Annotated in this window: 17 protein-coding genes and 2 pseudogenes; 11 read left to right on the top strand and 8 right to left on the bottom strand. The window is 57.8% G+C overall.

Translation table 11 applies throughout. From position 1 onward, the window contains the following. Window positions 1-1,581, top strand: coding sequence for a VWA domain-containing protein (locus tag ACA058_RS14430; RefSeq protein WP_497639670.1), 1,581 nt, complete (start codon window positions 1-3; stop codon window positions 1,579-1,581). 163 nt (window positions 1,582-1,744) lie between these two features. Here ACA058_RS14430 and ltrA read toward each other — a convergent pair whose 3' ends face one another. Beyond that, window positions 1,745-2,971: a group II intron reverse transcriptase/maturase gene (gene ltrA, locus ACA058_RS14425; protein ID WP_497639669.1), complete on the bottom strand. Its 1,227-nt coding sequence runs from the start codon at window positions 2,969-2,971 to the stop codon at window positions 1,745-1,747. Here ltrA and ACA058_RS14420 point away from each other — a divergent pair. The 6 genes from ACA058_RS14420 to ACA058_RS14395 all read left to right on the top strand — a co-directional run bounded on the left by ACA058_RS14420 (window position 2,961) and on the right by ACA058_RS14395 (window position 14,223). Continuing rightward, the gene (locus tag ACA058_RS14420) at window positions 2,961-4,220 is read left to right on the top strand and encodes an IS256 family transposase (protein ID WP_497635083.1); all 1,260 of its coding nucleotides are present in this window, start codon (window positions 2,961-2,963) and stop codon (window positions 4,218-4,220) included. The two genes, ltrA and ACA058_RS14420, sit on opposite strands and share 11 nt — an antisense overlap. A 658-nt stretch (window positions 4,221-4,878) precedes the next feature. Next, window positions 4,879-6,249, top strand: a complete 1,371-nt coding sequence (locus ACA058_RS14415) for a BatD family protein (protein WP_497639931.1) — start codon at window positions 4,879-4,881, stop codon at window positions 6,247-6,249. Beyond that, the gene (locus ACA058_RS14410; RefSeq protein WP_497639668.1) at window positions 6,246-7,274 is read left to right on the top strand and encodes an HAD family hydrolase; all 1,029 of its coding nucleotides are present in this window, start codon (window positions 6,246-6,248) and stop codon (window positions 7,272-7,274) included. The genes ACA058_RS14415 and ACA058_RS14410 overlap by 4 nt, the downstream gene beginning before the upstream one ends. A gap of 69 nt (window positions 7,275-7,343) precedes the next feature. Beyond that, complete coding sequence (locus ACA058_RS14405; protein WP_497639667.1) at window positions 7,344-8,930, top strand: arylsulfatase; 1,587 nt, start codon at window positions 7,344-7,346, stop codon at window positions 8,928-8,930. Window positions 8,931-9,120: 190 nt separating this feature from the next. Beyond that, window positions 9,121-11,634, top strand: a complete 2,514-nt coding sequence (locus ACA058_RS14400) for a fused MFS/spermidine synthase (protein WP_497639666.1) — start codon at window positions 9,121-9,123, stop codon at window positions 11,632-11,634. A 228-nt stretch (window positions 11,635-11,862) separates the two neighbouring features. Next, on the top strand, window positions 11,863-14,223 hold the full coding sequence (locus ACA058_RS14395; RefSeq protein WP_497639665.1) for a tetratricopeptide repeat protein: 2,361 nt from the start codon (window positions 11,863-11,865) through the stop codon (window positions 14,221-14,223). A 115-nt stretch (window positions 14,224-14,338) separates the two neighbouring features. On the opposite strand, the pseudogene ACA058_RS14390 reads toward ACA058_RS14395, so the two are convergent. The 3 genes and pseudogenes from ACA058_RS14390 to ACA058_RS14380 form a co-directional block, all read right to left on the bottom strand. Then, window positions 14,339-14,575 (bottom strand): annotated as a pseudogene (locus tag ACA058_RS14390) (DUF934 domain-containing protein); the annotation flags it as partial. Next, window positions 14,573-15,348, bottom strand: a pseudogene (nirA, locus tag ACA058_RS14385) (nitrite reductase NirA); the annotation flags it as partial. The pseudogenes nirA and ACA058_RS14390, both read right to left, overlap by 3 nt. Window positions 15,349-15,821: 473 nt before the next feature. Beyond that, complete coding sequence (locus tag ACA058_RS14380) at window positions 15,822-16,673, bottom strand: hypothetical protein (RefSeq protein ID WP_497639664.1); 852 nt, start codon at window positions 16,671-16,673, stop codon at window positions 15,822-15,824. 310 nt (window positions 16,674-16,983) lie between these two features. Here ACA058_RS14380 and ACA058_RS14375 point away from each other — a divergent pair, with 310 nt between their 5' ends. Then, window positions 16,984-19,518, top strand: coding sequence for a phosphatidylinositol-specific phospholipase C domain-containing protein (locus ACA058_RS14375; RefSeq protein ID WP_497639663.1), 2,535 nt, complete (start codon window positions 16,984-16,986; stop codon window positions 19,516-19,518). A gap of 117 nt (window positions 19,519-19,635) precedes the next feature. On the opposite strand, the gene ACA058_RS14370 is transcribed toward ACA058_RS14375, so the two are convergent. The 4 genes from ACA058_RS14370 to ACA058_RS14355 all read right to left on the bottom strand — a co-directional run bounded on the left by ACA058_RS14370 (window position 19,636) and on the right by ACA058_RS14355 (window position 22,452). Beyond that, window positions 19,636-20,130, bottom strand: a complete 495-nt coding sequence (locus ACA058_RS14370) for a hypothetical protein (protein WP_497639662.1) — start codon at window positions 20,128-20,130, stop codon at window positions 19,636-19,638. A 145-nt stretch (window positions 20,131-20,275) separates the two neighbouring features. Continuing rightward, on the bottom strand, window positions 20,276-20,797 hold the full coding sequence (locus ACA058_RS14365; RefSeq protein WP_497639661.1) for a GNAT family N-acetyltransferase: 522 nt from the start codon (window positions 20,795-20,797) through the stop codon (window positions 20,276-20,278). 163 nt (window positions 20,798-20,960) lie between these two features. Continuing rightward, window positions 20,961-21,938: a LysR substrate-binding domain-containing protein gene (locus ACA058_RS14360; protein WP_497639660.1), complete on the bottom strand. Its 978-nt coding sequence runs from the start codon at window positions 21,936-21,938 to the stop codon at window positions 20,961-20,963. Between the two features lie 73 nt (window positions 21,939-22,011). Beyond that, window positions 22,012-22,452, bottom strand: a complete 441-nt coding sequence (locus ACA058_RS14355; RefSeq protein WP_497639659.1) for a carboxymuconolactone decarboxylase family protein — start codon at window positions 22,450-22,452, stop codon at window positions 22,012-22,014. A gap of 205 nt (window positions 22,453-22,657) precedes the next feature. On the opposite strand from ACA058_RS14355, the gene pdxR reads away from it, so the two are divergent. The 3 genes from pdxR (at window position 22,658) to ACA058_RS14340 (ending at window position 25,578) form a co-directional block, all read left to right on the top strand. Further along, window positions 22,658-24,091, top strand: coding sequence for a MocR-like pyridoxine biosynthesis transcription factor PdxR (gene pdxR, locus ACA058_RS14350; RefSeq protein ID WP_497639658.1), 1,434 nt, complete (start codon window positions 22,658-22,660; stop codon window positions 24,089-24,091). Between the two features lie 123 nt (window positions 24,092-24,214). Beyond that, window positions 24,215-24,508, top strand: a complete 294-nt coding sequence (locus tag ACA058_RS14345) for an antibiotic biosynthesis monooxygenase family protein (protein ID WP_497639657.1) — start codon at window positions 24,215-24,217, stop codon at window positions 24,506-24,508. Between the two features lie 359 nt (window positions 24,509-24,867). Further along, window positions 24,868-25,578: an ATPase gene (locus tag ACA058_RS14340; protein WP_497639656.1), complete on the top strand. Its 711-nt coding sequence runs from the start codon at window positions 24,868-24,870 to the stop codon at window positions 25,576-25,578. Window positions 25,579-25,673 lie beyond the last annotated feature (95 nt).

Below are 25,673 nucleotides of genomic sequence, written 5' to 3'. Positions count from 1 at the left end.
ATGGACATCAACGTCAGCAACTTCCACTTCCTGCGCCCACTTTGGCTGTTGCTGCTGCCTTTTGCCGCACTGTTGCCACTGCTGTGGCGCCGCAGCCGCGACTTGCAGCGGCGTTTGCGCAGCAAAATCGCCGGGCACTTGCTGCCGCACTTGCTGATTACCCCCCGGGACCAGCAATGGCTACGCCCGGTGCATCTGGTCTGCGCGCTGTTGATGTTGGGTGCGGTTGCCGCCTCCGGACCGACCTGGGAACAGGATCGCCCGGATTTTCTGGAGAACCGTGCGCCGCTGATCATCGCCATTGACCTGTCGTCGTCGATGGACGCCAACGACGTGCAACCGAGTCGGCTGGAAGCGGCCAAGCACAAGCTGCATGACCTGATCCAGCGTCGTGCCGGCGCGCGCAATGCGCTGATTGCCTACGCTGGCAGCGCGCATCTGGTGTTGCCGCCGACTGACGATCCGGCCTTGCTCGACACCTTCATTCAGGCTTTGGGCACCGACCTGATCGGCAAACCGGGGAAAAATGTCGGGGCGGTGATCGATCAGGCCAAGCGCCTGCTGGCTGCGGAAAAAACCCCAGGCACCTTGTTGCTGATCTCCGACGGCGCCGACACCTCGGCCCTGGCGGGTCTGGATAAACAACTGGCCGACAGCGCGCTGCAAGTGCTGATCCTGGCGGTCGGTAGCGAGGACGGCGGGATCATCCCCGAAGCCAACGGTCAGCCACGCACCGACAGCAATGGTCGCCCGGCACTGGGCAGCTTCGATCAGGCAGCCCTCAAGCAGCTCGGATCAACGCTGGATGCGCCGCTGGGTAGCATGACGCTCAATGACGACGACCTGGATTGGGTCGAACTGCACGCCCAGCAGCATTTCCAGAGTGCCAGTGACGAACAGCGCGAGTTGCACTGGAAGGACGCCGGTTACTGGCTGTGCTGGCCGCTGTTGTTGATCGCGTTTTTCAGTGTACGCAAGGGCTGGAGCCTGAACTGGATGGCCGGTTTTCTACTGATCATCGGCATTGGGCTGCACCCTGCACCGGCGCAGGCGAACGCGCTGATCGACGCGTTTCTCACCCCGGACCAGCAAGGTCGCTGGGCCTTCGAACATGAACATTTCCCGCAGGCCGCTGCGCATTTCGTCGACCCGTACTGGAAAGGCATCGCCGCCTACAACGCCGCCGATTTCGACCTGGCCCTGGCGAGTTTTGCGCGGTTGCAAACGCCGCAGGCGTATTTCTACCTGGGCAACATTTACGTGCGCCGTTTCAAATTCGACGAGGCCATCGCGGCCTACACCCAGGCGCTGAAGTTGCAGCCGCTTTTCCCTGAAGCCACGGCCAACCTGGCTTTGTCCATCGCCTTGCAGAAAGACACCGAAAGCGCCGAACAAAATGCCCCCGAGGTCAAACCGGACGAAATCAAGATGGACAAGGCACCGGGCAAGGGTCAGAGCAAAGCAGTGGAGACCGAACAAGCGGCTTCGGATGAGCAGTGGTTGCAGAACCTGACGACATCGCCGGCGAAGTTTCTGAAGCAGAAGTTCAGTTTGCAGGATCAGGCGGGGGCGAAGCCATGATCAGTCTGAGAGACCGAGTCGCGGCTTTCGCGAGCAGGCTCGCTCCCACATTTAATCTGTGTGCACCGCAAATCCCCTGATTGGGTGGAGGCAACGGGCTTACGCCCGTTACCCCTCCCACACCACCGGACGTGCGGTTTTCCGCATCCGGCGGTTGAACAGCTCAGCGAGGTGCTGAGGCGAAGTCCTGCGGCGTCCACAGTCCCCAGCGACGCATCATGTTCAGACTCATCGCCTGCTGCATCACTGGGTGGCGCGCCGCTCGCCAGGCACCGTCGTGAAAACTTACTCGCGCGAGTTGCCGGCTTGCGATACCAAGCCCGCGCAGCTTGCGCATTCGTCCTTCACGGCTGTGCCAGCGTTGCCAGAAACATTTGCGCATGTGTCGGCGAGTCCATTGCGATAACCGCTTGAAGTCGTCCTTCACCCAGCGGAAGTATTCGTACCACCCCCGGATGTAACGGCCCCATTGAGCCACCAGCTCGGTGCTCGTCAGGCTTTGCCTGGCCGACCACAGCTCGCGGACTTTCTTGCGGTATTTCTTCACGGTCTTGCCAGACAGCTGGCCATTCCCTTGTTCGTCGATGTTGTAACCCAGGAAGTCGCGATCCCAAGGCCGCCCCGTGCCACTCTTGCTGGCACTCACTTTGAGCTTGAGGTGTTTCTCTATCCAAGCCGTCACACTGCCCAGCACGCGGTCCGCGCTGCGCTCGCTGGTGACATAGATCACCAAGTCATCAGCATAGCGACAGAAGCTTAGGCCTCGGGTCTCCAACTCTTTGTCCAGAGCATCCAGATAGAGGTTGGCAAGCAGCGGGCTTAGCGGCCCCCCTTGCGGAGTTCCGGCCGTCCTTTTGACCCGCTGACCGTCCAACAGCATATCCGCTCGAAGCGTCTGGCCGATGTACCGCATCAGCCGCTTGTCGCGGACATCCCTGGATATGAGGCTCATCAGCCTGTCGTGGCTGACCTGATCGAAGAAAGCTTCGATGTCGATATCCACAACCCAGGTCTTGCCTTCCAGGACAAAGGCCTTGGCGGCTCGTATGGCATCGAGATTGCTCCTGCCTGGCCGGAAGCCATAGCTGTGTTCGCTGAATTTGGCATCCCACAGCTGTGTCAGGTGCTGTTGAACCGATTGCTGGATCAGGCGATCCTGCGTATTCGGAATGCCCAACAGCCGCTCCCCGCCTTGCGGCTTGGGGATCCTGAGGCCTTTGATAGGGCCCGGTTTATAGGTCCCGTCCAGAAGTTTGCCCTTGATGGCCGGCCAGTGCGTTTGAAGGTGCGCGGTAAGCTCGTCGGTAGTGATTCCGTCGACCCCCGGGGGACTGTCATAAATTTTGTGTTCGGGCATAACATGTTGAAGAGGTGCATGTATGCCGACCAAAAAGAAACCGGCCCGCGAGGCCCAGCGTGACCTACCATCCATTCCAAAAGAGCTGATCGACCAGTTCGTGAACGGTCCGATGAGTGCCGAAGCCATTCAGGACGCTTCGATGGCGTTCAAAAAGGCGCTGATTGAACGAGCCTTGGGAGCCGAACTCGGCCACCACCTTGGCTACCCTCAGGGCGCGCAGCGCCCTGAGGAGTCGAGCAACCAGCGTAATGGTAAGAGCGGCAAGACCGTGCTGACCGATGACGGCCCGCTTCGCCTGGACATCCCCAGAGACCGCGATGGCAGCTTTGCTCCGATTCTGATCCCCAAGCACGAGCGCCGCTTTACCGGCTTCGATGACAAGATTATTGCCATGTATGCACGCGGCATGAGCGTGCGCGAGATTCGTGCATTTCTATCGGAGCAATACGGCACAGATGTCTCCCATGACTTCATCAGCTCAGTCACCGATGCAGTTCTGGAAGAGGTCAGTGCTTGGCAGCAGCGACCACTTGAACCCATGTACCCAGTCATTTTCTTCGATGCTCTGCGGGTCAAAATCCGTGACGAGGGGGTGGTTCGCAACAAGGCCATTTACTTAGCCCTGGGCGTATTGCCGGACGGTACACGAGATATTCTGGGCATCTGGATTGAAACGACCGAGGGTGCCAAGTTCTGGATGAAGGTTTTCAATGACCTCAAGACTCGAGGCGTCGAAGACGTTTTGATCGCTGTCACTGACGGACTCAAAGGCATGCCAGAAGCCTTGAGTGCGGTGTTCCCTCAGACGACGCTGCAGACCTGCATCGTCCACTTGATCCGTAACAGCCTTGATTACGCGGCCTGGGATAAACGTCGCGAACTGGCCAAAGCCCTGAAGCCGATTTATCAAGCACTCAACGCTGAAGTTGCCGAGCAGGCTTTAGATGCCTTCGAATCTGGACCTTGGGGTAAACAATATCCAACGGTGGCTGCTGCCTGGAGGCGTGCCTGGGACCGAGTCATCCCGTTTTTCATCTTCCCGCCAGCCATACGAAAAGTGATCTACACCACCAACGCCATCGAGAGCATCAATGCTCAGTTGCGCAAGATCATCAAGACAAGAGGACATTTTCCAACCGATGATGCGGCGACAAAGCTGATCTGGCTGGCACTGCAAAATATCACCGCCAATTGGGGCAGTCCGGCCCATGACTGGAAGAACGCAATGAATCAGTTCGCGGTTTTGTACGGAGATCGATTCATCAGGCCAACTTGGTGAAATGAAGGCCTGCCTTACGGCAGGCTGTTACCGGCCCGCACACAAAAAATCTGACACTCTCACCCCCGGCGCCCCTTTGTTCGCCCGGACCTTCTTGAGCGCTCGGTGCATATTCTCCTTTTCGACGATCGTTTCCATGCAGGTTTCGCTCAACACGTCTCTATTCCTGTTCCGTCTGCCTGCTGACTCGCCCCTTCCTTGCGCACGTTCGTCGAGGTCCACCCGACTTTCCCACGCAAGGCCATCCCGCTACGTGCCACATGGCATTTCCGGGTGCGGTTTCAAAAGGCTCTCGCTTTGTAGGCAGCAGTCTATGGTGAGTGTTTCTGTTCTTCAGCCCTTCGCTCCGGATCCATTACGACCTTTCTTCACTACTACGGCGTCTGCTGACTTCTCGCGGGCTACGCCCGCGAGATCTCCCCGGGTAAGGTGCCAAAACCTTCGGCTCGGGCCGCCAAGCTCTACCTGATGCGTCTTTCGGTGACCGTTGGATTTCGTGGCTCCCAGCACACTTATCGCCCGCATCCGGCCTCACTGCTTGTTCGTGTTCCTGCGGTCGCGCCTTTGCTACACGCTTCTTTCAGGCTGGCCTCGCGGCTTCCCCCTTGCGTTTCACTACAGTTCTCGTCACTCATTCTGGTCACCACTTTTCAGGTGACTGGTTTTGGCCCATGCCGGGCACACTGGGAGCGAGCCTGCTCGCGAAGGCGTCAGATCTTTCACTACAAAGCTTGGCACCTTGCTCATCGCCCTGATCAGCACAACCACCCTCGCCGCGGAACCCGAACTGCGCGTCCAGGCCAGCCTGCAACCCGCCGACACCGCCATGGTCGGCAGCCTCGTCGAATTGCGACTGGATGTGCTCACCGACACCTGGTTCACCAGCGCTCCCACCCTGCCCGACCTCAAATTGCCCGGTGCACTGGTGCTGCCCTCGGATGGCCACGCCGAACACCTGAACCAGACGCTCGACGGCAAATCCTTCAACGGCATGCGCTACCGCTACTTGATCACGCCAAACGTGGCCCAGACTTTCGATATTGCGCCGCTGACGGTACGGGTCACCCCGGGCCAGGCCACGACTGTGCTCAGTGCGCAAAGCCAACCGGTGCACTTCACGGCGACGCAACCGCCGGGGTTCAAACCCGGCGAGCCGGTATTGGTCGCCCAGGGGCTGCGGTTCAGCCAGCAGATCATCCAGTCGTCCACGCCGCTTAAAGTCGGCGACAGCCTCACCCGGCAGCTTAAGCTTGAGGCTGACGGCGCCCTGGCGATGTCACTGCCGACGCCGTCCTTGGGCGATGTCGCCGGCCTCAGCCGGTACCCGAAAAACCCGCAGGTCAGCACCCTGGATGATGGCCGCGGCAACTTCACCGGTGGCCAGCGCATCGACAGCGTGACCTACCGCATCGACACCCAGGGCCAGCACACCCTGCCGGCCATCGAACTGAAATGGTGGGACACCAGCAGCCAGCAGACACGCACTGCCCAAGTCCCCGCCGTGAGCTTCGACGCCGCTGCCAACAGCGCTTACAAACCGGTGTTCTCGATCACCGAAGACCTGAAAGAGCTCGGCCAGACCCATCGCCTGCACCTCTCGGGCTTTGCCTTTGGCTTGCTACTGCTGCTGTTGAGCGTGGTATTGCTCGCCTGGTTTGCTCGTCCATATGTCCATCGCGGCTACCTCGCCTGGGAGGTCCGCCGCCGTGCCCGCCATGCGGCGTGGCTGGAATCGTCCGACTACGCCTGGCGCCAGATCCCGGCGCAACTTGATGGCCAACCCGCGCAATTGAGCGCCCTGTACCTGTGGGCCCGGCGCAGCCGCAAGGGCCTGAAACTGACCGGTTTCGGGCCGCGTCTGCAAGCGTTCCTGCGCGCGTGCTACGGCCGGCAACCGACCAAAGATCAGGCACTGCACCAACTCAAGAAATCCTTGACTACGCTGCATAGTCAGGCCGAACACAACCAAGAATCAGTCGCTACCGCACTGCGGCCACTCAACCCCGTTCACGAGAAGGATTTCCCATGACGAACCCGATAGCGCACCGCCAATTCCACGGGTTAAAGCTGCTGCTGGCACTGGCCCTGAGCCTGCCATTGCTGGTCCAGGCCGCTGAACCACTGCCGTCATGGAATGACGGTCCGTCAAAAAAGAACATCATCGAGTTCGTACAAGCGGTGACTGATCAAAGCAGCAAGGACTTCGTCAAACCCGAGGACCGTATCGCCGTGTTCGATAACGACGGCACCTTGTGGAGCGAGCAGCCGATGTACTTCGAATTACTGTTCGCCCTGGAAGAGGTCAAGCGCACGGCGGCGCAGCACCCGGAATGGAAATCCACCCAGCCATTCCAGGCCGTGCTGGAAAACGACCACAAGGCGCTAGCCGCCAGCGGCCTCGACGGCATGATGAAAATCTTCGGTGCCACCCACACCGGCATGACCACCGAAGCCTTCGACGACTACGCCAAGACCTGGCTAACCCAGGCCCGCCACCCGAAAACCGGCAAGCCATACACCGAGATGATTTTCCAGCCGATGCTGGAAATGCTCGACTACCTGCGCAGCCAAGCCTTCAAGACCTACATCGTTTCCGGTGGCGACACCGGTTTCATGCGTGCCTTCGCCGAAAAGGTCTACGGCATCCCGCCCGAGCAGGTGATCGGCACCACATTCGTCACCTCGTTTGAGTACAAGGATGGCAAGGCGTCGATCCTGCGCACACCGAAACTGGCCCATAACGATGACGGGCCGGGCAAGCCAGTGAGCATTGACGCCGTGATCGGGCGCCGACCGATTCTCGCGTTCGGCAACTCCGACGGCGACCTGCAAATGCTGCAGTGGACCGCCGCCGGGCCGGGCAAACGTTTCATGGGGCTGGTGCATCACACCGACGCCAAACGTGAATGGGCCTATGACCGCCAGTCGCAGATCGGCCGTCTGGACAAGGCCCTGGACGAAGCAAAAACCCGTGGTTGGACCGTCGTCGACATGGCTGCCGAATGGCGCCGGATCTATCCGTTCGATGCCCCCACACCCGAGCAAGTGCAATAAAAAAACGTAACGCAGGACCGCAATAAACGTTTGTCGCACCGAGCGACGTAAGAAAAAGGAACAAGTCAGATGACTCGCATACGCAATTGGTTACCGAAACTCGCCTTGGTGGCGACCTCGGTAATGGCGATTTCGGCAACGGCCGCGGCCGCCGACAAACCCAATATCCTCGTGATCTTCGGCGATGACATCGGCCAGACCAATATCAGTGCCTATTCCATGGGCGTGGTTGGGTACAAGACTCCGAACATCGACCGGATTGCCAAGGAAGGTATGATGTTCACCGACTATTACGCGGAGAACAGCTGCACCGCCGGACGTTCGTCGTTCATTACCGGTCAGACGCCGTTGCGTACCGGATTGTCGAAAGTCGGTGCCCCCGGCGCTACGGTGGGCCTGCAAAAACGTGACATCACCATCGCTCAGGCGCTCAAGTCCCAGGGTTATGCCACCGGTCAATTCGGTAAAAACCACCTCGGCGACCGCGACGAATACCTGCCGACCAATCACGGTTTCGACGAATTCTTCGGCAATCTGTACCACCTCAATGCCGAGGAAGAACCGGAGCGCCCTTACTGGCCCAAGGACGACCCTGAGTTCCTCAAGTCTTATGCCCCGCGTGGCGTGATCCACAGCTTCGCCGACGGCAAGATCGAGGACACCGGCGCGTTGACCACCAAGCGCATGGAAACCATCGACGACGAAACTACCGCCGCTGCGCAAGCCTTCATCGAGAAACAGGCCAAGGCGGATAAACCGTTCTTTGTCTGGATGAACACCACGCGCATGCACTTGTTCACTCACGTACGCGACTCGATGAAGGGTCAGAGCGGCATGCCCGGCAACGAGTACGCGGACGGCATGCTTGAACATGACGGTGACGTCGGCAAACTGTTGAAAACCCTTGATGACCTGAAAATCACCGATAACACCATCGTCGTCTACACCACCGACAATGGCCCGAACCAGTTCTCCTGGCCGGACGCGGCGACCACGCCGTTTCGCAACGAAAAGAACTCCAACTGGGAAGGTGCCTACCGGGTGCCGGCCATCGTTCGTTGGCCGGGCAAGATCAAGGCCGGGGAAGTCTCGAACGAAATGTTCTCGGGCATGGACTGGTTCCCGACCCTGCTCGCGGCGGCGGGCGATGCCGATGTGAAAGAAAAACTGCTCAAAGGCTGGGCGCCTACCTCTGGCGGCAACAACTTCAAGGTGCATCTGGACGGTTACAACCAATTGCCCTACCTGACTGGCCAACAGCCTAAAGGCGAACGCAAGGAGTTCTACTACTTCAATGACGACGGCATGCTGGTGTCGATGCGCTTCGATAACTGGAAAGCGGTGTTCTGCGAACAGCGCGCGCCTGGCGGCTTCAAGGTCTGGAGCGAACCGTTCGTGTGTCTGCGGGTACCGAAGATTTTCAACCTGCGCATGGACCCGTATGAGCGTGCCGACATAGTTTCCGATCAGTATTACGATTGGCAAACCAAAAACGTCTATCTGGTAGCCCAGGCTACCGCCAAGGCAGCGGTGTTCCTGCAGACTTTCATCCAGTACCCGCCAAGCCAGAAACCGGCCAGCTTCAGTGTTGACCAGATCCGTGCGGCGGTGGACGCAAAAATTGCTGAAGAAATGAAGAAACAACCGGCACAGTAAGACCGCTTGACCGCCGCTCGCCTTCACCGGCGAGCGGCGATCGTTCCCACGCGCAGCAAAGGAATGCCTCAAGGGACGCTCCGCGTTCCAGCTCTCGAAAGGGACGCGGAGCGTCCCGGGCTGCATTCCCACGCAGAGCGTGGGAATGATCAACGGCTGTACTCGAATACTTTTTCAAGGCAACGAACCTATGTCCTCACGTGTCGCCAGCAAGTCGTCGGCCATACCTGCCCCGCATGTCGCCTCCCCGGCGCTGTTGATCCCCGCCCTGTTGCTGTTCGTCTCCGGCGCCGCCGCGCTGGTGTATCAGGTGCTATGGATCAAGCAGTTATCGCTGGTCGTCGGGGTCGAGGTGTACGCCATCACCACCGGGATCAGTGCGTTTTTTGCCGGTCTGGCGCTGGGCGGCTTGCTGTTCGGCCGCTGGGCGGATCGCATCCAGCAACCGGTCCTGTTGTATGCAGGGCTGGAAGTTTTGGTGGCCGTGCTCGGCGTCGGCGCGACCTTCGCCATGAGCCTCGCGGCCAGTCCGTTTGCCTGGCTGGAGCAGCACGTGGGGCTGCTGGCCTGGGTGTTGCCGTTTGCGTTGGTGGGCATTCCCGCGCTGCTGATGGGCGGCACGCTGCCGGTGCTGGTTCGCTCCCTGGCCGCCGACCCGCAGCAGCTGGGCAAGGCCGGTGGACACCTTTACGCGGCAAACACCGCCGGGGCCATCGCTGGCACCCTGCTCGCCGCGTTCGTGCTTATCGCCACCCTCGGCGTGCGCGGCAGTGCCCTGGCCGCCACGATGCTCAACCTGCTGGCCGCTGCGGGTGCCCTGTGGTTCCAGCGGCATCGTTCGCTACCCGCTGAAACCCCGGTCAAACACCACACAGACAAAGCACCAGATCGCCTGGCCCTGTGGCTGTATTCGATTGCCGGCGGCGTGGCCTTGGGTTACGAAGTGGTCTGGTCGCAATCCATCGTTCAATTCATGAGCACCCGCACCTACGCCTTCGCCGTGGTATTGGCGACGTACCTCACCGGGCTGTTTCTCGGTAGCGCCCTGCTCGCCCGTCGGGTCGATCGCCTACGCGATCCCTGGGGTATGTTTGGCTTGCTGATCGCCGGCGCCGGTTTGATCGCATTGCTGGAGATTGCCCTACTCGGACGCTGGCTGGTGCTCGCTCAAAGCGTGGCCGAAGCCTGGGTGCTGTCATTGGGTGCCAGTGAATTGCTGGGCATGAGCGCACGCTTCGCAGTGGCGGCGCTGAGCATCGTGTTCGTACCGACCGTGCTGCTCGGCGCGGCGTTTCCCGTTGCACTGCGCTTGAGCGTCGGGCGCGACCATATAGGGCGCAATGTCGGTGAGGTGGTGGCGTTCAATACCCTCGGCGGGATAGTCGGGGTGATGCTCTGCGGCTTTGTGCTGATCCCGCTGTTGGGCCTGGTTCGAACCCTTGGACTGCTGGCGATTATCGCTGCGGGGATTGGCTACTTTGCCGTCCGCAAGGGCCATGGCGTGAAGAAAGGTCGGCGTCAGGGTGTGATCGCAGTCGGCCTGATCTCGGTAACGCTGGCGCTACTGACCCCAGTGGACAAACTGGCCAGCCTGCTGCCCGGCGCGCGCAACGGCACGTTGGCGTTTTACGAGGAAGGACGCGGCGGCACCGTCGCCGTGGTCACCCAGGGCAAGGGCCAGAGGACGTTCCAGCGCTTGTACATCCAGGGTGTATCCAACACCGGCGACGCCATGCCTTCGCTGCGCTACATGCGGATTCAGGCGCTGCTGCCACTGTTGATCCACAACGGCGAACCACGCTCGGCGCTGGTGATCGGGTTTGGCACGGGCATCACGGCGGGCGCCTTGACGCGCTTTCCGGGCCTTGAACATCGCGTTGTCGCTGAACTGCTGCCATCGGTGGTCAAAGCCGCACCGTTGTTCAAGGGCAACTTCAATGCAGCATCCGATCCGGGTGTCGACGTGCGCCTGCGCGACGGTCGCCAGGAACTGCTGCGCAACCCGCAGCGCTATGACCTGATCACCCTCGAACCGCCACCACCCTCCGCGGCTGGCGTGGTCAATCTGTATTCCCGGGACTTCTATCAGTTAGCCGCCAGCCGTCTAGAGAAACAGGGCCTGGTCGCCCAATGGCTGCCGCTGCCCACGCAGAACATCGACGACTCGCGTTCGCTGGTGCGCAGCTTCCTCGATGTCTTCCCCTACGCCACGCTGTGGACCAGCGAGTTCCACGAGATGCTGCTGGTGGGTTCGCTGGAGCCTATCGAGCTGGACGCCGCGAAAATCACTCAACGCTTCCAGCAAGACAGTGTGCGCAGCACCTTGCAAGACGTCGGTATCGGCTCGGCCGCCGCACTGCTCGCGACCTGGGTGACCGATCGCGCCGGCCTGGAACGCTTCGCCGCTGATGCACCAGCGGTGACGGATGATCAGCCGCGAATCGAATACGCGCCGTGGGTTCGGGCCAAGGAAATCAGCCGCGTGCTGCCGGCCCTGCTGGACTTGCACCAACCGCCAGTGCTGGTGAACGCCGATCAAGGGTTTACCGAGCGAATGAACACCCATCGGCAACGCCTGATGCAGTTCTACCGGGCGAGCCTGCACGCCTATGACGGTGACCGGGATGCCTGGGCCAGGGATGTGCGCGAGGTGATGCGCGGGGATGGGGGGAATCCGTATTTTCGGTGGTTTGTCGGGGAGTGATCGGTTGTCTGTCAAACCGCTTTCGCGAGCAGGCTCGCTCCCACAGTGGATTGTGTTTGTAAACAAATTTTGTGTACGACACAGATCAACTGTGGGAGCGAGCTTGCTCGCGATGGGGCCATCAGCCTCACCGCATCCATCATTTGACAGACGCCGGCCATCCGGCAAAGCTGCACCGAGCTTGAACGCGCGCCTGACGGCAAACGCACCTGGACTACGGAAGTCGTAATGCCGAAACATAAAAATAAAGCAACAAACCCAAACCCTGATTCGCAACCGACCCTGATTCATCGATACCTGTTCTCCGTCACCATTGGCGTCTTGTTGCTGGCGGTCGCGGGCATCGGCTGGTTTCTGTTCAGCAGCCAACCGGCTCCCTCGACCTATGCGCCGGTCAACACACCTGTCTCTCAACCCGTCAGGCCGCAACCGCAACCCGTCGCCGTGGCGCCGGCGACAATGGTCGACGAACAGCAATGCCAGGGCTGCCACAGCGCCCAGGTCAAGGACTGGCAAGGCTCCCATCACCAATTGGCGATGCAGCAAGCCAATGCCGAGACCCTGCTCGGCGACTTCAACAACGTCACCTTCAAGGGCGAAAACGAAATCACCCGGTTCTCGCGCAAGGACGACGGATTCTGGGTCAACACCCCTGGCATCGACGGCAAGAACGCCGACTTCAAGGTCGCCTACACCTTTGGCATCGCACCGTTGCAGCAATACCTGATCGAGGTCGGCGAAGGTCGCTTGCAAGCCCTCGGCATCGCCTGGGATACCGAGAAGCACCGCTGGTTTCATCTCTATCCAGGCCAGGGTGTGACCTTCAAGGACCCGCTGCACTGGAGCAAGCCGAGCCAGAACGCCAATTTCATGTGCGTCGAGTGCCACACCACCGGGTACAAGCGCAATTTCGATACCGCGAAAAACACCTTCGACAGCCAGTGGAACAGCCTCGGCGTCGGCTGCCAGGCCTGCCACGGCCCGGCCTCCCATCATCTGCAATGGACGACGAAAAAAGGCGATCTGATCCATGCCGGTTTTGCCGTCGACCTCAAGGACAAAAACGCGACCGTCGAGATCGAAACCTGTGCCCGCTGCCACTCTCGCCGCGCCCCCTTGGGTGATGGTTTTACCGTGGGCAAGCGCCTGATGGACGACTACCTGCCAAGTGCCCTGACCCGCGAACTGTATGCGCTGGATGGCAAGATCAAGGATGAAGTGTTCGAACACGGTTCGTTCGCCCAGAGCAAAATGTTCGACAAGGGCGTGCGCTGCAGCAACTGCCATAACCCCCACAGCACCGAACTCAAGGCGCCGGGCAATGGCGTGTGCCTGCAATGCCACAACACGGCTGGCAAAACCTCCGTCGAAGGCGTCGACGGCAAAGGCCTGCAAGCGAAGAATTACGACTCCATCGAACACACCCGGCACACCATGGGCCAACCGGGCTCGCAATGCGTGGATTGCCACATGCCCGGCAAGTTCTACATGATCAATGACTTTCGGCATGATCACAGCTTCAGCATTCCCAACCCCGAGCGGGCGAAAAAGCTCGGTACGCCGGACGCCTGCCTGACCTGTCACCAGGGCAAGGCCGGCGACAAGGTTACCGAGCAGTTCAAGCTCTGGAACACGTCCACCGCCGCGCAGGCCCCGCGTTACGACGAAAGCCTGTGGCTGATTCGCAACGGTTTACCCGGTGCCGCGCAAGCCCTGTACGAGCAACTGCAACGCAGCAACCTGCCGGCGATTCAACGGGCGACCCTGCTTGCCGAGTTGCCGCTGTACCCTAGCGAACAGGCGCTGAAACTGGCCACCAAGGACTTGAGTAACCTGGCACCGCAAGTGCGTGAAAGCGCCGTGCGGGCGATCAGCGCGTTCCTGCCGCCACCCGAACGTGCGCCGCTGCTGAGGCCATTGCTGAGCGATCCGGTGAAGGCTGTGCGCATTGCCGCGGCCCGGGATTTGCTCAGCGTGGCACGTAATGGCTTGGGCACGGCTCAGGACAACTGGAACGCGGCCATCGCCGAGTACGAGAGCGTGCAAAAGAGCCTGGCCGAACGCGCCGAAGCCAACCTCAACCTGGCCATGCTGTATCAGGCCAGCGGCCGCAGTGGCGAAGTCGAAGGTTTGTTGCGCACATCACTCAAGCGCGACCCGGACTTCCACCCGGCGCTGGTGACACTGGTGCAATGGTTGGAAGCCAACGGTCAAGGTCAGGAAGCTCGAGCGCTTCTGGCGCAAAGCCTGAAGGAACACCCCGACGCCGCACTGCTGCAACACACCCAGGGCTTGTCGCTGGTGCGTGCCGGCAAATCCGAACAGGCCATGCCCTTCCTGCGCAAAGCCGCACAACTGGAACCGCAGAGCGCGCAATACGGCTATGTACTGGCCGTGGCCCTGCATGACAGCGGCAAGGTCGATGCCGCCTGCGAAGAGCTGGAAAGGCTGTTGAAAGTGCAGCCAGCCAACCGCAGTGCGCGGTTGGCGCTGATCCAGTACTACCTGGATAACGGCCAGGAACCGAAGGCTCAGGTGCTGTTGCAGGGCTGGAAGAAAATGAACATGGGGGATCCGGCGTTGAAGTGATCGTCGAGGCGCGGGAAAGTCAAAAGATCGCAGCCTTCGGCAGCTCCTACAGGGAAATGCGGATTCCTGTGTAGGAGCTGCCGCAGGCTGCGATCTTTTGATCTTGGGGACGCTGTTACCGCCGCCGAAACAACGGCCGCGGCTCAATCACCGACCGCCCATACAACACGCTCATTCCCGCCAGCCCCTTGAGCGCATCCTCGGCAGATTTGTCTTCACGCACCGCAAAGCTGTCGAATCCACATTGGCGCATATGACTGAGCTGATCGCGCAACACATCACCAACGGCACGCAACTCCCCGCTCCAGCCCAATCGAGTGCGTAGCAAATAGGCCTGGCTATAGGCTCGACCCAGGGCTTTCACCAGAATCTTGATCCGCAACTTGTACTTGTTGTCCCGCCGGCCATGGCGGTTATACACGCGCAACACCGCCTCGACGTATGACAGCAGGTGCTGCCACGGCAAGCCTTCGCGAATCTGCAAGCCAAGGATCGGCGTGCGCCCGAGGCCCCCACCCACGATCACCCGCAGCAGCATTTGTCCGTCGTCGCCAGGGTAAAGATAGAGGCCGATGTCATGCATCATGATTGCCGCGCGGTCCTGCTCGGCCGAACAGATGGCGATCTTGAACTTGCGTGGCAGGTAGAGGAATTCCGGGTTGATGGTCGACCACTGCCGCAGGATTTCCGCCAGCGGGCGCGGGTCGATCATTTCGTCGGCCGCGACCCCGGCAAAGGCTTCGGTGGTGATATTGCGCACGCAGTTGCCGGAGGTCTGGATGGCGTGCATGTGCACCTGGCCAGGCGTTCGAGGATGTCCGGCACCTGGGCCAGTTCGATCCAGTTGAACTGCATGTTCTGCCGCGTCGTGAAGTGGCCGTAGCCGCGATCGTAATCCCGGGCGATGCTCGCCAGCGTGCGCATCTGCCGGGCGCTCAGCGTGCCGTAGGGAATGGCGACGCGCAGCATGTACGCATGTTTTTGCATGTACAGGCCGTTTTGCAGGCGCAATGGCAGGAACTCTTCCTCGCTCAGTTCGCCCGCCATGAAGCGTTCGACCTGATCGCGAAACTGCGCAACACGCTCGAACACCAGTGCCCGGTCATAGTCGTCGTGCTGATACATGGGGCTACCTCATCAGGATTTGGCACAAAACCCTGTAGGAGCGAGCATGCTCCGGGCGGCGTTCCGATGAAGGACGTGAGGGCGCCACGTTCATTCAGGCAGCCCTCGTCATCTTTAACGACCATCGCGAGCATGCTCGCTCCTACAGGCTCGTTGTGAGGTAGTGACTATGGACGTACGCTTATTCGCATTGCAGATTCAGCTGATGGTGAAAATACCGTATCAGAGGAAGACCAGCAGGCTGGGGCGACTTTGGATCTGATCCCCACAAATCAATTTTTCCTTAGCCTAATGTACTTGCGTCCGTTGCACACCAGCCTGATCTCGTCTGCGAATGACCCGCAAGCAGCGTAAACACATTTATATGGCAGCGGTTAAAAGCATTAACGCAGTGTCGCCTGAAGTCGCAAAAAAGGGTGGATGAATTTCGACAGCTGATCAATTCCACCCTGAAAAGCTCTTGAGCTGGCCAGTTAGTAACGCATATCGAACTTACCCGTAAATTTCTTGCCTCCTATTGTCATGTAGAAAAACTTTCCTTCGAGTCTGTTATTGCTGGGCGTGTAGGTGGCTTCCACTGCGCCGCTCACACCTAGATACATATTGATTGGCCCATCATTTGAACCAATAATCAGGCCAGCCATCGCTTTGCCTTCATTATTTGGATAAATAGCGACGTCGTAGGTTTTACTTATACCGACTTCCATATTAGAGGGTAATGACAGCGCAAATGCATATTCACGACCATAGCCAGTTGTATTGAATCCATGAAACGCCAAACCAGCCCCAGGCCTATACGTTTCGAGCTCAACACGGTCCGCTTCAAACTCACGGGGCAGTACCGGATCAGGTAAGACAGCCGAAAAGACTCCTGTACTCATCGGAGCTTCGGTTACCATGCTAAATTCGCTTACATCAAATACGCCCTCAAATACCTCACCTTTAATGGCTTTAAAACCAAATTTAGCTTCCAGGCGCTGCGTGGCATGGGAGTATGTGAATTCGATAGAGCCCGAAGCACCCTCATAAGAGTGAAAGCCACCCTCCCCGGTAATGTAAATCAAATTCACACTGACAAGATTACTTTGTGGACCAATGGTCATCTTTGAAGCGGGCGTATCCAGGACACCATTGGGAATACCGAAACTGAAATAATAAGATCCTTCCGGACGTTCTTTTTTTGCGATCACCTGCAGTTTCGGACTGGATAGCCGCAGCTCGATGCTGTCAGACACTACATAACCTGGTGAAAATGGGAGCTCACAAGTCAACTGCCCATTACCTTTTGATATTTTCAGAAATTCATTTGAAAGTTCGATAAGCATTGTGTAACCCCTTGTGGTCGTGAGGATGAACCTGCGCACAGGGTTGTAGTTTCAAGAAATAAATAATCAATCACAACTGTCAAATCTGACAGGGGTTTATACGTTTTTACATCATCAGAGCGCGGCCTCATAACCAAACTCAATTTCGGTCGACTTGTTGTTGACAAAAAACTCCGAAAGGACGACTAAAATACCGGCGCTCAATATTAGCTTATGTTGTGGCATCTGTCACTAGCAGATCTGCTAGTGGCGCCGCGCGGTGAAACCGACTAATCATTGACCGCACTATTCACCCAGGAAGGACACTATCATGAGCGGCAACGAGCAAAATCCGGCAAAAACAACTGAACCCGTTCGCGCATCGTCCCCAAATAGCGCGAATGAACGCGCCGCACCTGCCGTCGACTACAGCCGATGGATGACTGATATCTGGTCGGAAATCGCCGACCTTAAAGTTCATCACACTTTATTACCGGCAACTCATAATGCCGGAGCTGACATGGAGCAACTCTGGGGATTTGAAGAACTATTCGCAGCTTGCCAGGACGACACTTTCAGCTATCAACTCCATAACGGCGCACGTGTCTTCGACCTTAGAATTGCCGACTATAGCTATAATAAACCTGTCGGACGCAATGGCTCAAAACTTGTCGAAGAGGTAGGATTCGAACATATGATAGTCACAGGACGCTACCTGCAAGATTGCGTGGAAACGATCAGGACATTTGCTGCAAACAACCCTAAGGAGCTGATTATACTTTCCATAGAATCGTACAAAACGGGCCAGGTCAACGACAGCATAGGCAGATGCCAACGTTATCTGGCTCCTCTCAACAATCTGTTGATACCGCCAAGCGCAAAAAATATGACATTAAAACAAATCAGCCAAATTCACCCCGGTCGAAGTGTGATTATTGCGACGCCTGATAGTCTTATGACAGCGAATTACTGGCCGGCATTCGGTAAAAAGTGGGCCGGCGTAGACTCAAGCTTGTCTAGACTGGTGGAATATACTGAAGAGCATTTTAAACATATCTTACAGGGCAACATAGCAGCCGCTCAATATCCTTGGATCTTCAATGCACACGCGCGCAATGCAAATGGCCCCCTACGCCTGACATCCAGCAGTGATTACTTCCGCAAGTTTTTCGACCCCACTCTAAATACAGGGATGTTAGCCAACATCGTCAATGTTGACTTTTTCAAGGGGACCGGTCTCGTTGACTTCTGCATTGACATCACCAAAAAACGCGCAAAGCAGTATCCATTTCCAACCCCACCAACAGGACTTTCTGCCGCTCAGATAGATATGACTGAGCAGGTAAGGCTCACTTGGAACGCGCCTACAGATGGCCAAGTACATTATTATGAAATTTCCGCGAACGGAGAAATCACAAAAACCCCGCACATCACCACAGGCATTTTGGAGACGGTTCCCCCTGGCAGTTACACCTATAAAGTTCGCGCGGTAGATGCGCTTGACAGGCGCTCCGACTATTCTTCAGAATTTATACTTCATGTTACAGATATTGCTCCGCCCAGCACGCCTGGAAAATTTAGGCCCTCAGATATCCGCATGACTTCCGTCAAGCTCACCTGGACACCATCCCATGATGTTAGTGGTATTAAAAGATACGAAATCAAGTGCAACGATGCAGTCCTTGATTACACTTCAGAGCTATTTTATTCATTACAGAATCTTGATCGCGCATCCGAATACCGTTTCGAGGTACGGGCCGAAGACAACGTCGGGTTTTATTCAAAACCCGCATCAATAACATTGGAACGGCGACCTGGACCACCTACTTTGCCATCGTTCACAATCGACGAACTTGAATGGTCACCCGGCAAGCATTTTGGAGTTTTAGAGTGGAAGGAAAGCTACTCCTCTAATTTGGATTATGACTATCAAGTAAAAATAACTCCCGGATCCGTTATATACATAGCCAAATCTGCTTTGGCGCACTGGATGCTCGTTGACGAGGGTACTGCCTACACCATTGAGATTCGTGCTCGCCTTAGAGGTGGTGAAGAGTTGTCTGATCCTCTCATCCACACCTTCACTGCTGACACCTCTGTTCCGGGAAAGCTCAGCAACCTAAACAGCATTATTACCTCCGAAACATCTGCGACATTGACTTGGGCAAAAGAAAACAACAACGGTGGGTATGCCGTTTCGATCAATGAAGGAGCACCAGCTTTCATTTCTCCCTCAAATTCCTTCACCACACACAAGATGATTCGTGGAGAGAATAATATCGGCGAAGTCTGGGCTGTAAGCCCGCTCGGTGTTCCCGGAGAGTCCAGCGCCATTATGCTCAGTGGAGGGCCAACCAGACCTGGTACACCGGAGGTCAGCAAACTTACCGCCACATCAGCAACGATTACCTGGACCCCTTCCGCTAGAGCTGCGGGCTATGAGATCTCTATAGAAAATTCCCCCCCGATTGTTATCAGCCAGCTCAGCCACACCTACACAGACTTGAAAGAAACAACCCCATACACAGTTAAAACCAGGGCAGTGGATAATGATGGACGTTTTTCTCCTCCGGTCTACGTGCAATTCACGACCAAGAAAGAGGACGCTTCTCCTCCTCTTCCGCCGACCAATCTTCACGTAACTTTCAATCAGAGCAAAATAGTGAAGCTCGCCTGGGATGCTCCGGAACCAGACTTGGCGGGGTATGTCATCACGGTGCTAGGAAAACCAAAAAACGTCAGTGAGACGAACTATACAATGTACAATATGGTTCCCGGTATCCCGTTTATCATCTCGGTCCAATCCAAGAATTACGCAACTCTTCTTTCAGAAAAGGTTTTCATAACCGTTATTCCGATCCTTTAGTCTCAGTTACGCCTAGGAAGACTGCAATTACCAGCCGGCTCAGCCCCTCCATGGAGGGGCTGAGTAGGTTGAAACCAGACCTCCTTAACTGTCAAAGGATTGATCGGAAACAGACTTTCAGCCTCGCTCCCGGGGGATCAAACTCTGCAGTTGCTGCGCTAAAAAGTTCGCATCAAACACGAAGATATCCGGGTCTTTCAAGCCATTGGTCTTGCGCCATTGCCAGCTGCTCGATGGTGGCAGGCACACCAGCGAAATGCTGCCGTATCGCGCGGCCGTCAGCCCCATCACGGCGAGTGAAATCTGCCCACCCGCGCCCATCACGTCTGGCACGAACTCCACGGGTTTGCCCGCGATCAAAATGCTCAGCTTTTCGGTCTTGTAGGTCGAGGTCTCGACGGGCACGCTTGGGCCCGAGGCGACGTACGCCTCGCGGCTCACCTCCAGCAAATTCGGCGCCAGGACCGGCTCCAGCCACTGCTGGATCTGATCGAACAACTCACCAATGTGCGTGACCCACTCGGCCGATTGCGTCTCAAACAGCTGCTTTTTGTGCGCTTCGCTTTCTGCGTAGTGACGAAGCATTTCGCCCAGTTGCCGTACGTCGTCCATTGCAGTGTTCCCTTGATTGAAGCGGTGCTGCGGATCTAGAGCATGGCAGATGCGCGCAGCCGACGTACGACTAAAAGCGCGAGCGGTATGGCTCAGTACCACGTGCACGCCAGGGCGGCGCTGGCGTTTGCCCTGGACGAATTCATCAAACGAAATTTGGCATGCGGCGCAGGCGCGCCATGCTCAAGGTATCGACGAATACGCCATCACGCACCGCGTAGTCGCGAAACAGCCCTTCGGTTTCGAAGCCGAATTTGCGGTACAGGCCGATAGCGGCTTCGTTGTCGGCATACACGCTCAGTTCGACCCGACGCAGGTTCATCCAGTTGTCGGCGATATCCAGCGCCGCTGCCAGCAGTTTCGAGCCCACGCCCTTGCCCTGCCAGGCTGGCGCCACGCCCATGCCGAAACTGCCGGCGTGACTGCGTCGGATACGTGAAAACTGTTCAAGGCCAAGCTCGCCGACCACGACGCCCTGATGCAGCGCGACCAGTTTGACCGAGCGTTCGTTGTCCGTTTCCAGGCGTTTGCGCCAGACTTCGACGGACTGAAATGGCATTTGCAGCACTTGACGGGTGACCGCTGGGTCGTTGTAGAGCGCGGTAACGCCGTCGAGGTGGGATTCGTTGAAGCGTTCGAGGGTGATGGCAGCGTCAGTGAGCGGCATGGGTGATTCATCCTTGATGCAGACATGGCCGGTCACTCTATAACGCATCCTTCATGAAAAAAAACCCCTGTAGGAGCGAGCATGCTCGCGATGGTCGTCAACGATGACGTGGGATGCCTGACACCCCGGGGTGTTCTCAGGTTCTTCGCGAGCATGCTCGCTCCTACAGGAACCAGTCCCGCCGCTCTTCGAAGGTGCTGAGGATCAACTCGACAATCGTCTGCACCTGCGGATCGCCCTGGGACTCGGCGTTAACCGCCAGCCACACCTGGCGTTGCATCGGCTGGCTGAACAGCCCCGACAAGCCGATCAAGCCGCGATCGAAGCGACTCATGTAGCCGGGCAACAGGCCGATGCAGGCGCTGCAACGGATCATCTCCAGCATCAGTTCATAGGAATGCAATTGCACAACCCCGGCCAGGCGCTGGTCGACCAGATCGTGCCATGGCCGAAAACTGTCGATCTGCCGATCATGCTGCCATTGCACCAGCATGAAGTCGGCCAGGTCATCGAGACTGTCCGGCCGCGAAGCGACCCGTGAATAGCGCTTGGCGATGTGGGGAACGTAGTCGAGTCGCGCCAGGCATCGTGGTTCGCTGACGGCGAAACTCGGTCCCGGCAGCGGCGATTCGGTACCCGCCAGCCACACCACGACATCGGCACTGATGGCCTGCAGGGACAATTCGCTGTCGAGGGTAATGATGTCCAGGCGCGCACTGGCATTGCGGCGCAGCAACGCCACAAGGTCGCGACCGAGGATGTCGTGCAGGATCGTCTCGGCAACGGCCAGCCGCACCAGGGGTTGCTCGATCACCGGCAGCTCGCGTTCATGCGCCAGGGCGGTTAGCTGCTTGTGTAGTTGCAGGCCGTCACGACTGAGCACCAGGCCGTTCTCCGAAGGGCTGAACAGCGAACACTGCAATTGCTTTTCCAGCTGCGCCAATTGCTTGCGCAACCGGGTTGCCTTGATGTTGAGGCGGCGGGCCGCCTGCATAAAGCAGCCGCAACGGGCGATGACGCTGAAGCACTGCGCCAGCAACGGATCGATCTGCGCCGCGCGAGTGCGCCAGGACGTGGTTTTATCGAAGGATGAGGGATATTGCGATACTGGCTGATCGCCGCTGGTTTCCATGAATGACATCGATGACTCCCTGTCGATCTTTCACTGGGAGCTCCATCCTGCGCATCGTCCATGAACGACGTGTGACAACCGCTCAGGCGCTGGGCGTCTGGCGGAAACTCACTGCCAGTCGATTCCAGCTGTTGATGGTGGTAACAGCGATGGTCAGGTCTACCAGTTCACTTTCGCTGAATTTCGCCCGGGCTTGCTCGTAGACAGCGTCCGGCACATGGTTCTCCGAAAGCAGTGTCACCGCCTCGGTCCAGGCCAGGGCGGCGCGCTCGCGCGGGTTGAAGAAGTTGCTGTCGCGCCACACCACGATGGAGTACAGACGGCGGTCGGTCTCGCCCAGGCGTCGGGCGTCTACCGAGTGCATGTCGGTGCAGAACGCACAGCCATTGAGCTGCGAGGCACGGATCTTGACCAAGTGCAGCAACGCCGGCTCGATGCTCAGGCTGCTGGTCAGGGCTTCCATGGCGATCATCGCTTTCATCGCCTTGGGCGAGGCGCTGTAGTAATCCAGGCGAGGGTTCATGGAGCGACCTCATGTAGCGATGATGTGCCCCCAAAGTAGTCGTTGTTAACGATGCGTTACAGATCCAATTGCGCGAATTATCCGTGGACCACCTGGCCCCAGACCAATTGGCGGTTTTTCCACCACACAACTACTGCACAAACGCCCGTTGAGGTTAATCTGGCGCGATGCACACGCGCCTCAATTGCCATGGAGCCTTGCCGGTATGGAACTACACGTTGTCATTAACGGACGCAAGGACCTGGCGGGGCAGTTGTACACACAACTGCGCAGCGCTATCGAATCGGGCCGCCTGGCAGCCGGGACGCAACTGCCACCCAGCCGCCTGCTGGCCGAGCAACTGGGCATTTCACGCAAGACCATTTCCGATACCTATGCCCAGCTGACCTATGAAAACTTCCTCACCGGGGTGATCGGTAAAGGCACCTACGTCAACGCTCGCACCTCTAAAATCGAGCACAAACAAAGCCATAGCGAGCTTGCCGGCTTCGAGGTGATCGAATCCTGGCGCAACCTGCCGGTGTTTCTGCGTCATCCGACGCTGGAAGGCTCGCTGCGTTATGACTTCATTGGCGGCGCCACCAGCAAAGGCCAGTTTCCCCAGGACGACTGGCGACGCTGTACGTCCCATGCCTTGCGCCAGATTGCCGGGTCCAAGGGCTTCTACAGCCTGCCCGAAGGCCTGCCGGCGCTGCGCAATGCCATCGCGCAGCACATCGCCTTTTCTCGCGGGGTCAATTGCCAGGATGAGGACGTGGTGGTGTGCAATGGTGCGCAACAGGCGCTGGATTTGATTTCACGAGTGCTGACACGTTCGGGCAGCCTCGTCGCCATGGAAGATCCCGGTTATCCGCCGGCGCGCCTGTTGTTCGGCACCCATGGCGCCACGGTGATTGGCGTCCCGGTGGACGCCGAAGGCATTGTGGTGGAGAAAATCCCCTTCGGAACGCGGCTGATCTACGTTACCCCATCGCACCAGTTTCCGCTGGGCATGCCCATGAGCCAAGAGCGCCGTGTCGCGCTGCTGGCACGAGCCCATGAACTGGGGGCGATCATCATCGAGGACGACTACGACAGCGAATTCCGTTATGAAGGCCGCCCCACGGACTCCCTGCAAAGCATGGACGAGCGCGGCATCGTCGCCTATGTCGGAACCTTCTCGAAAACCCTGCTGCCAGAGCTTCGCCTGGGTTACGCGATCCTGCCGCCAGCGATTCTCGAGGCGGTGGTGCGCGCCAAACAACTCACCGACCTGCACACCTCCACCCTGCCCCAGTGGGCGCTGGCCAAATTCATCGCCGAAGGCTGCCTGCTCAAGCACATTCGTCGCTGCCATGCCATGTATGCGGGCAGGCGTGAGCGGATCCTGGCGCGCATGGCCGGTGATCTCGCGCCTTGGCTTGAAGCGGTGCCGACCACGGTGGGTTTTCACATGGTGGTGCTGTGCAAGGTAGCGATCGACGTGCCACTGGTGATCGAGCTGGCGAAAAAAGTAGAAGTCGGACTCTATGCCATTGACAGTTTTTTCTACCAGCAAGCGCCCCAGGCCGGGTTTTTCCTTGGTTTTGGCGCTATCGAGACCCTGGACATCGACATCGCCCTGGACCGTCTCAGAGATATTTTGCAGCAGGTTGCCTGATGGATTGGTCTGCGATTTTATCCAGCGATTGGCTATTGGTGGTCCGGGGGTGCAGGCCTATCCTGCATAGGCGTTATCCCTCAATGAGCAGGATTCGTCCGGCCTGATTCAGGAGTGTGAGCAATGTCCTACAAAGTGATCAATACCGTAAAGGTGCAGGCTGTCGCCGGGCGCTCGGACGAACTGGGTAAGCAACTGCAAAAGATTGTCGATACCCTGCGCGAACTACCCGGCTGTGAATCCTATATGGTCGACCGCTGCCCTGAGGACAGTAATCGCTGGACTGTCAGCGCCCACTGGCAATCGGAAACGGCCATGCAATCGCATTTCAACAGTCCCCAGGTGCAAGGCTTCATCGACCTGATCGATTGCCAGCTGGCCAACGCCGTCGACTTCAACAGCTTTCCGATCAGATAAGACACGGTTAAAGATCGCAGTCCTTGGCAGCGCTTGCAGTGTATGGGTACCTCTGCAAACGTTACCGGGGACTGCGATCTTTTTCGTTTCAGCGCCGCGCATTGGTCCCCTGGCCTTCCCGGAAAACTGATCGTTAAACCCACAGCCATAAATAAAAACGTCCGAACTCTTGATTTGGGCGTTTTTATATCATCAGGCAATTAACCGCCCTCCGTTAAACCGAACAAAACTATTGGTCAATGGATAACTGCATGGTTTGGCTATTTCATTCATCGGCGCACGGTTTAGTCTGGAGTGACTGCCGACCCTATGCGGCAACTGTAACTTTCCGACCGAAGTTGTTTCACGGGAGAAACACCATGAAACTTGCGTTTGTCAGTACATTGACCATGACCGTTCTAATAACCGGATGCTCGATTCCCACGGCGCCTTCAGCGGTTACTCCGCTAGACGGTATGTTCACGCAACCGGTGGGTCGCAGCAGCGCAACGAGCATTCCCAACGGTAGGGATGTAACGCTTGGCATCGTGTACAGCCGCAATACCCAGGCCAACCGCGCCTACCTGCAAGACTACCGGGCTAATGCCGGCACCGGTTTCGGCCAGAGCCTGCTGGTGCAGTCGATTCATGACGCCTATGTGGCCACGTCAAAACCCGATCTGGCGGTGGACTGGGTCAAGGCCTCTCTAGACCGGCAATTTGGATCGGTAACGGTGTACCCGGACATGCGAAGCCTGCAGGCGGCAAAACCGGATGTCGTCGCCATCGTCGACAGCCGCAGTCAATTGATCACCTCGCGCAGTTCGGATGTCGAGGCGAATGTCAGTGTGGACTTCTACGATAAGAACCTGAGTTACATCGGAACTGCAAAAGGGCATGACGCGAAGGCGCTAAGTCCTGTGTGGGCGGACTTTAAACGCAGTGAAGAGATTGTCGCTGACATTAAAGAGCAACAGAATGTGCAAGTAAGGGCATTGCAGAAGTTTGACCAGTCGCTCAGTAATTTATTGACCAAGCCGACAGATAAGGTGTCGATGCTTGATAGTAATATGGGTCAGAAGTTGTATTGATCTCACTGCCCCCTTCGCGAGCAGGCTCGCTCCCACATTAGTTTTGTGTACGCCGCAAACCAATGTGGGAGCGAGCCTGCTCGCGAAGAGGCCCG

It is taken from the genome of Pseudomonas sp. LBUM1649, from assembly GCF_059716155.1.
The sequence above is the reverse complement of the archived record's forward strand: the minus strand, read 5'-3'. Positions and strand labels throughout refer to the sequence as shown.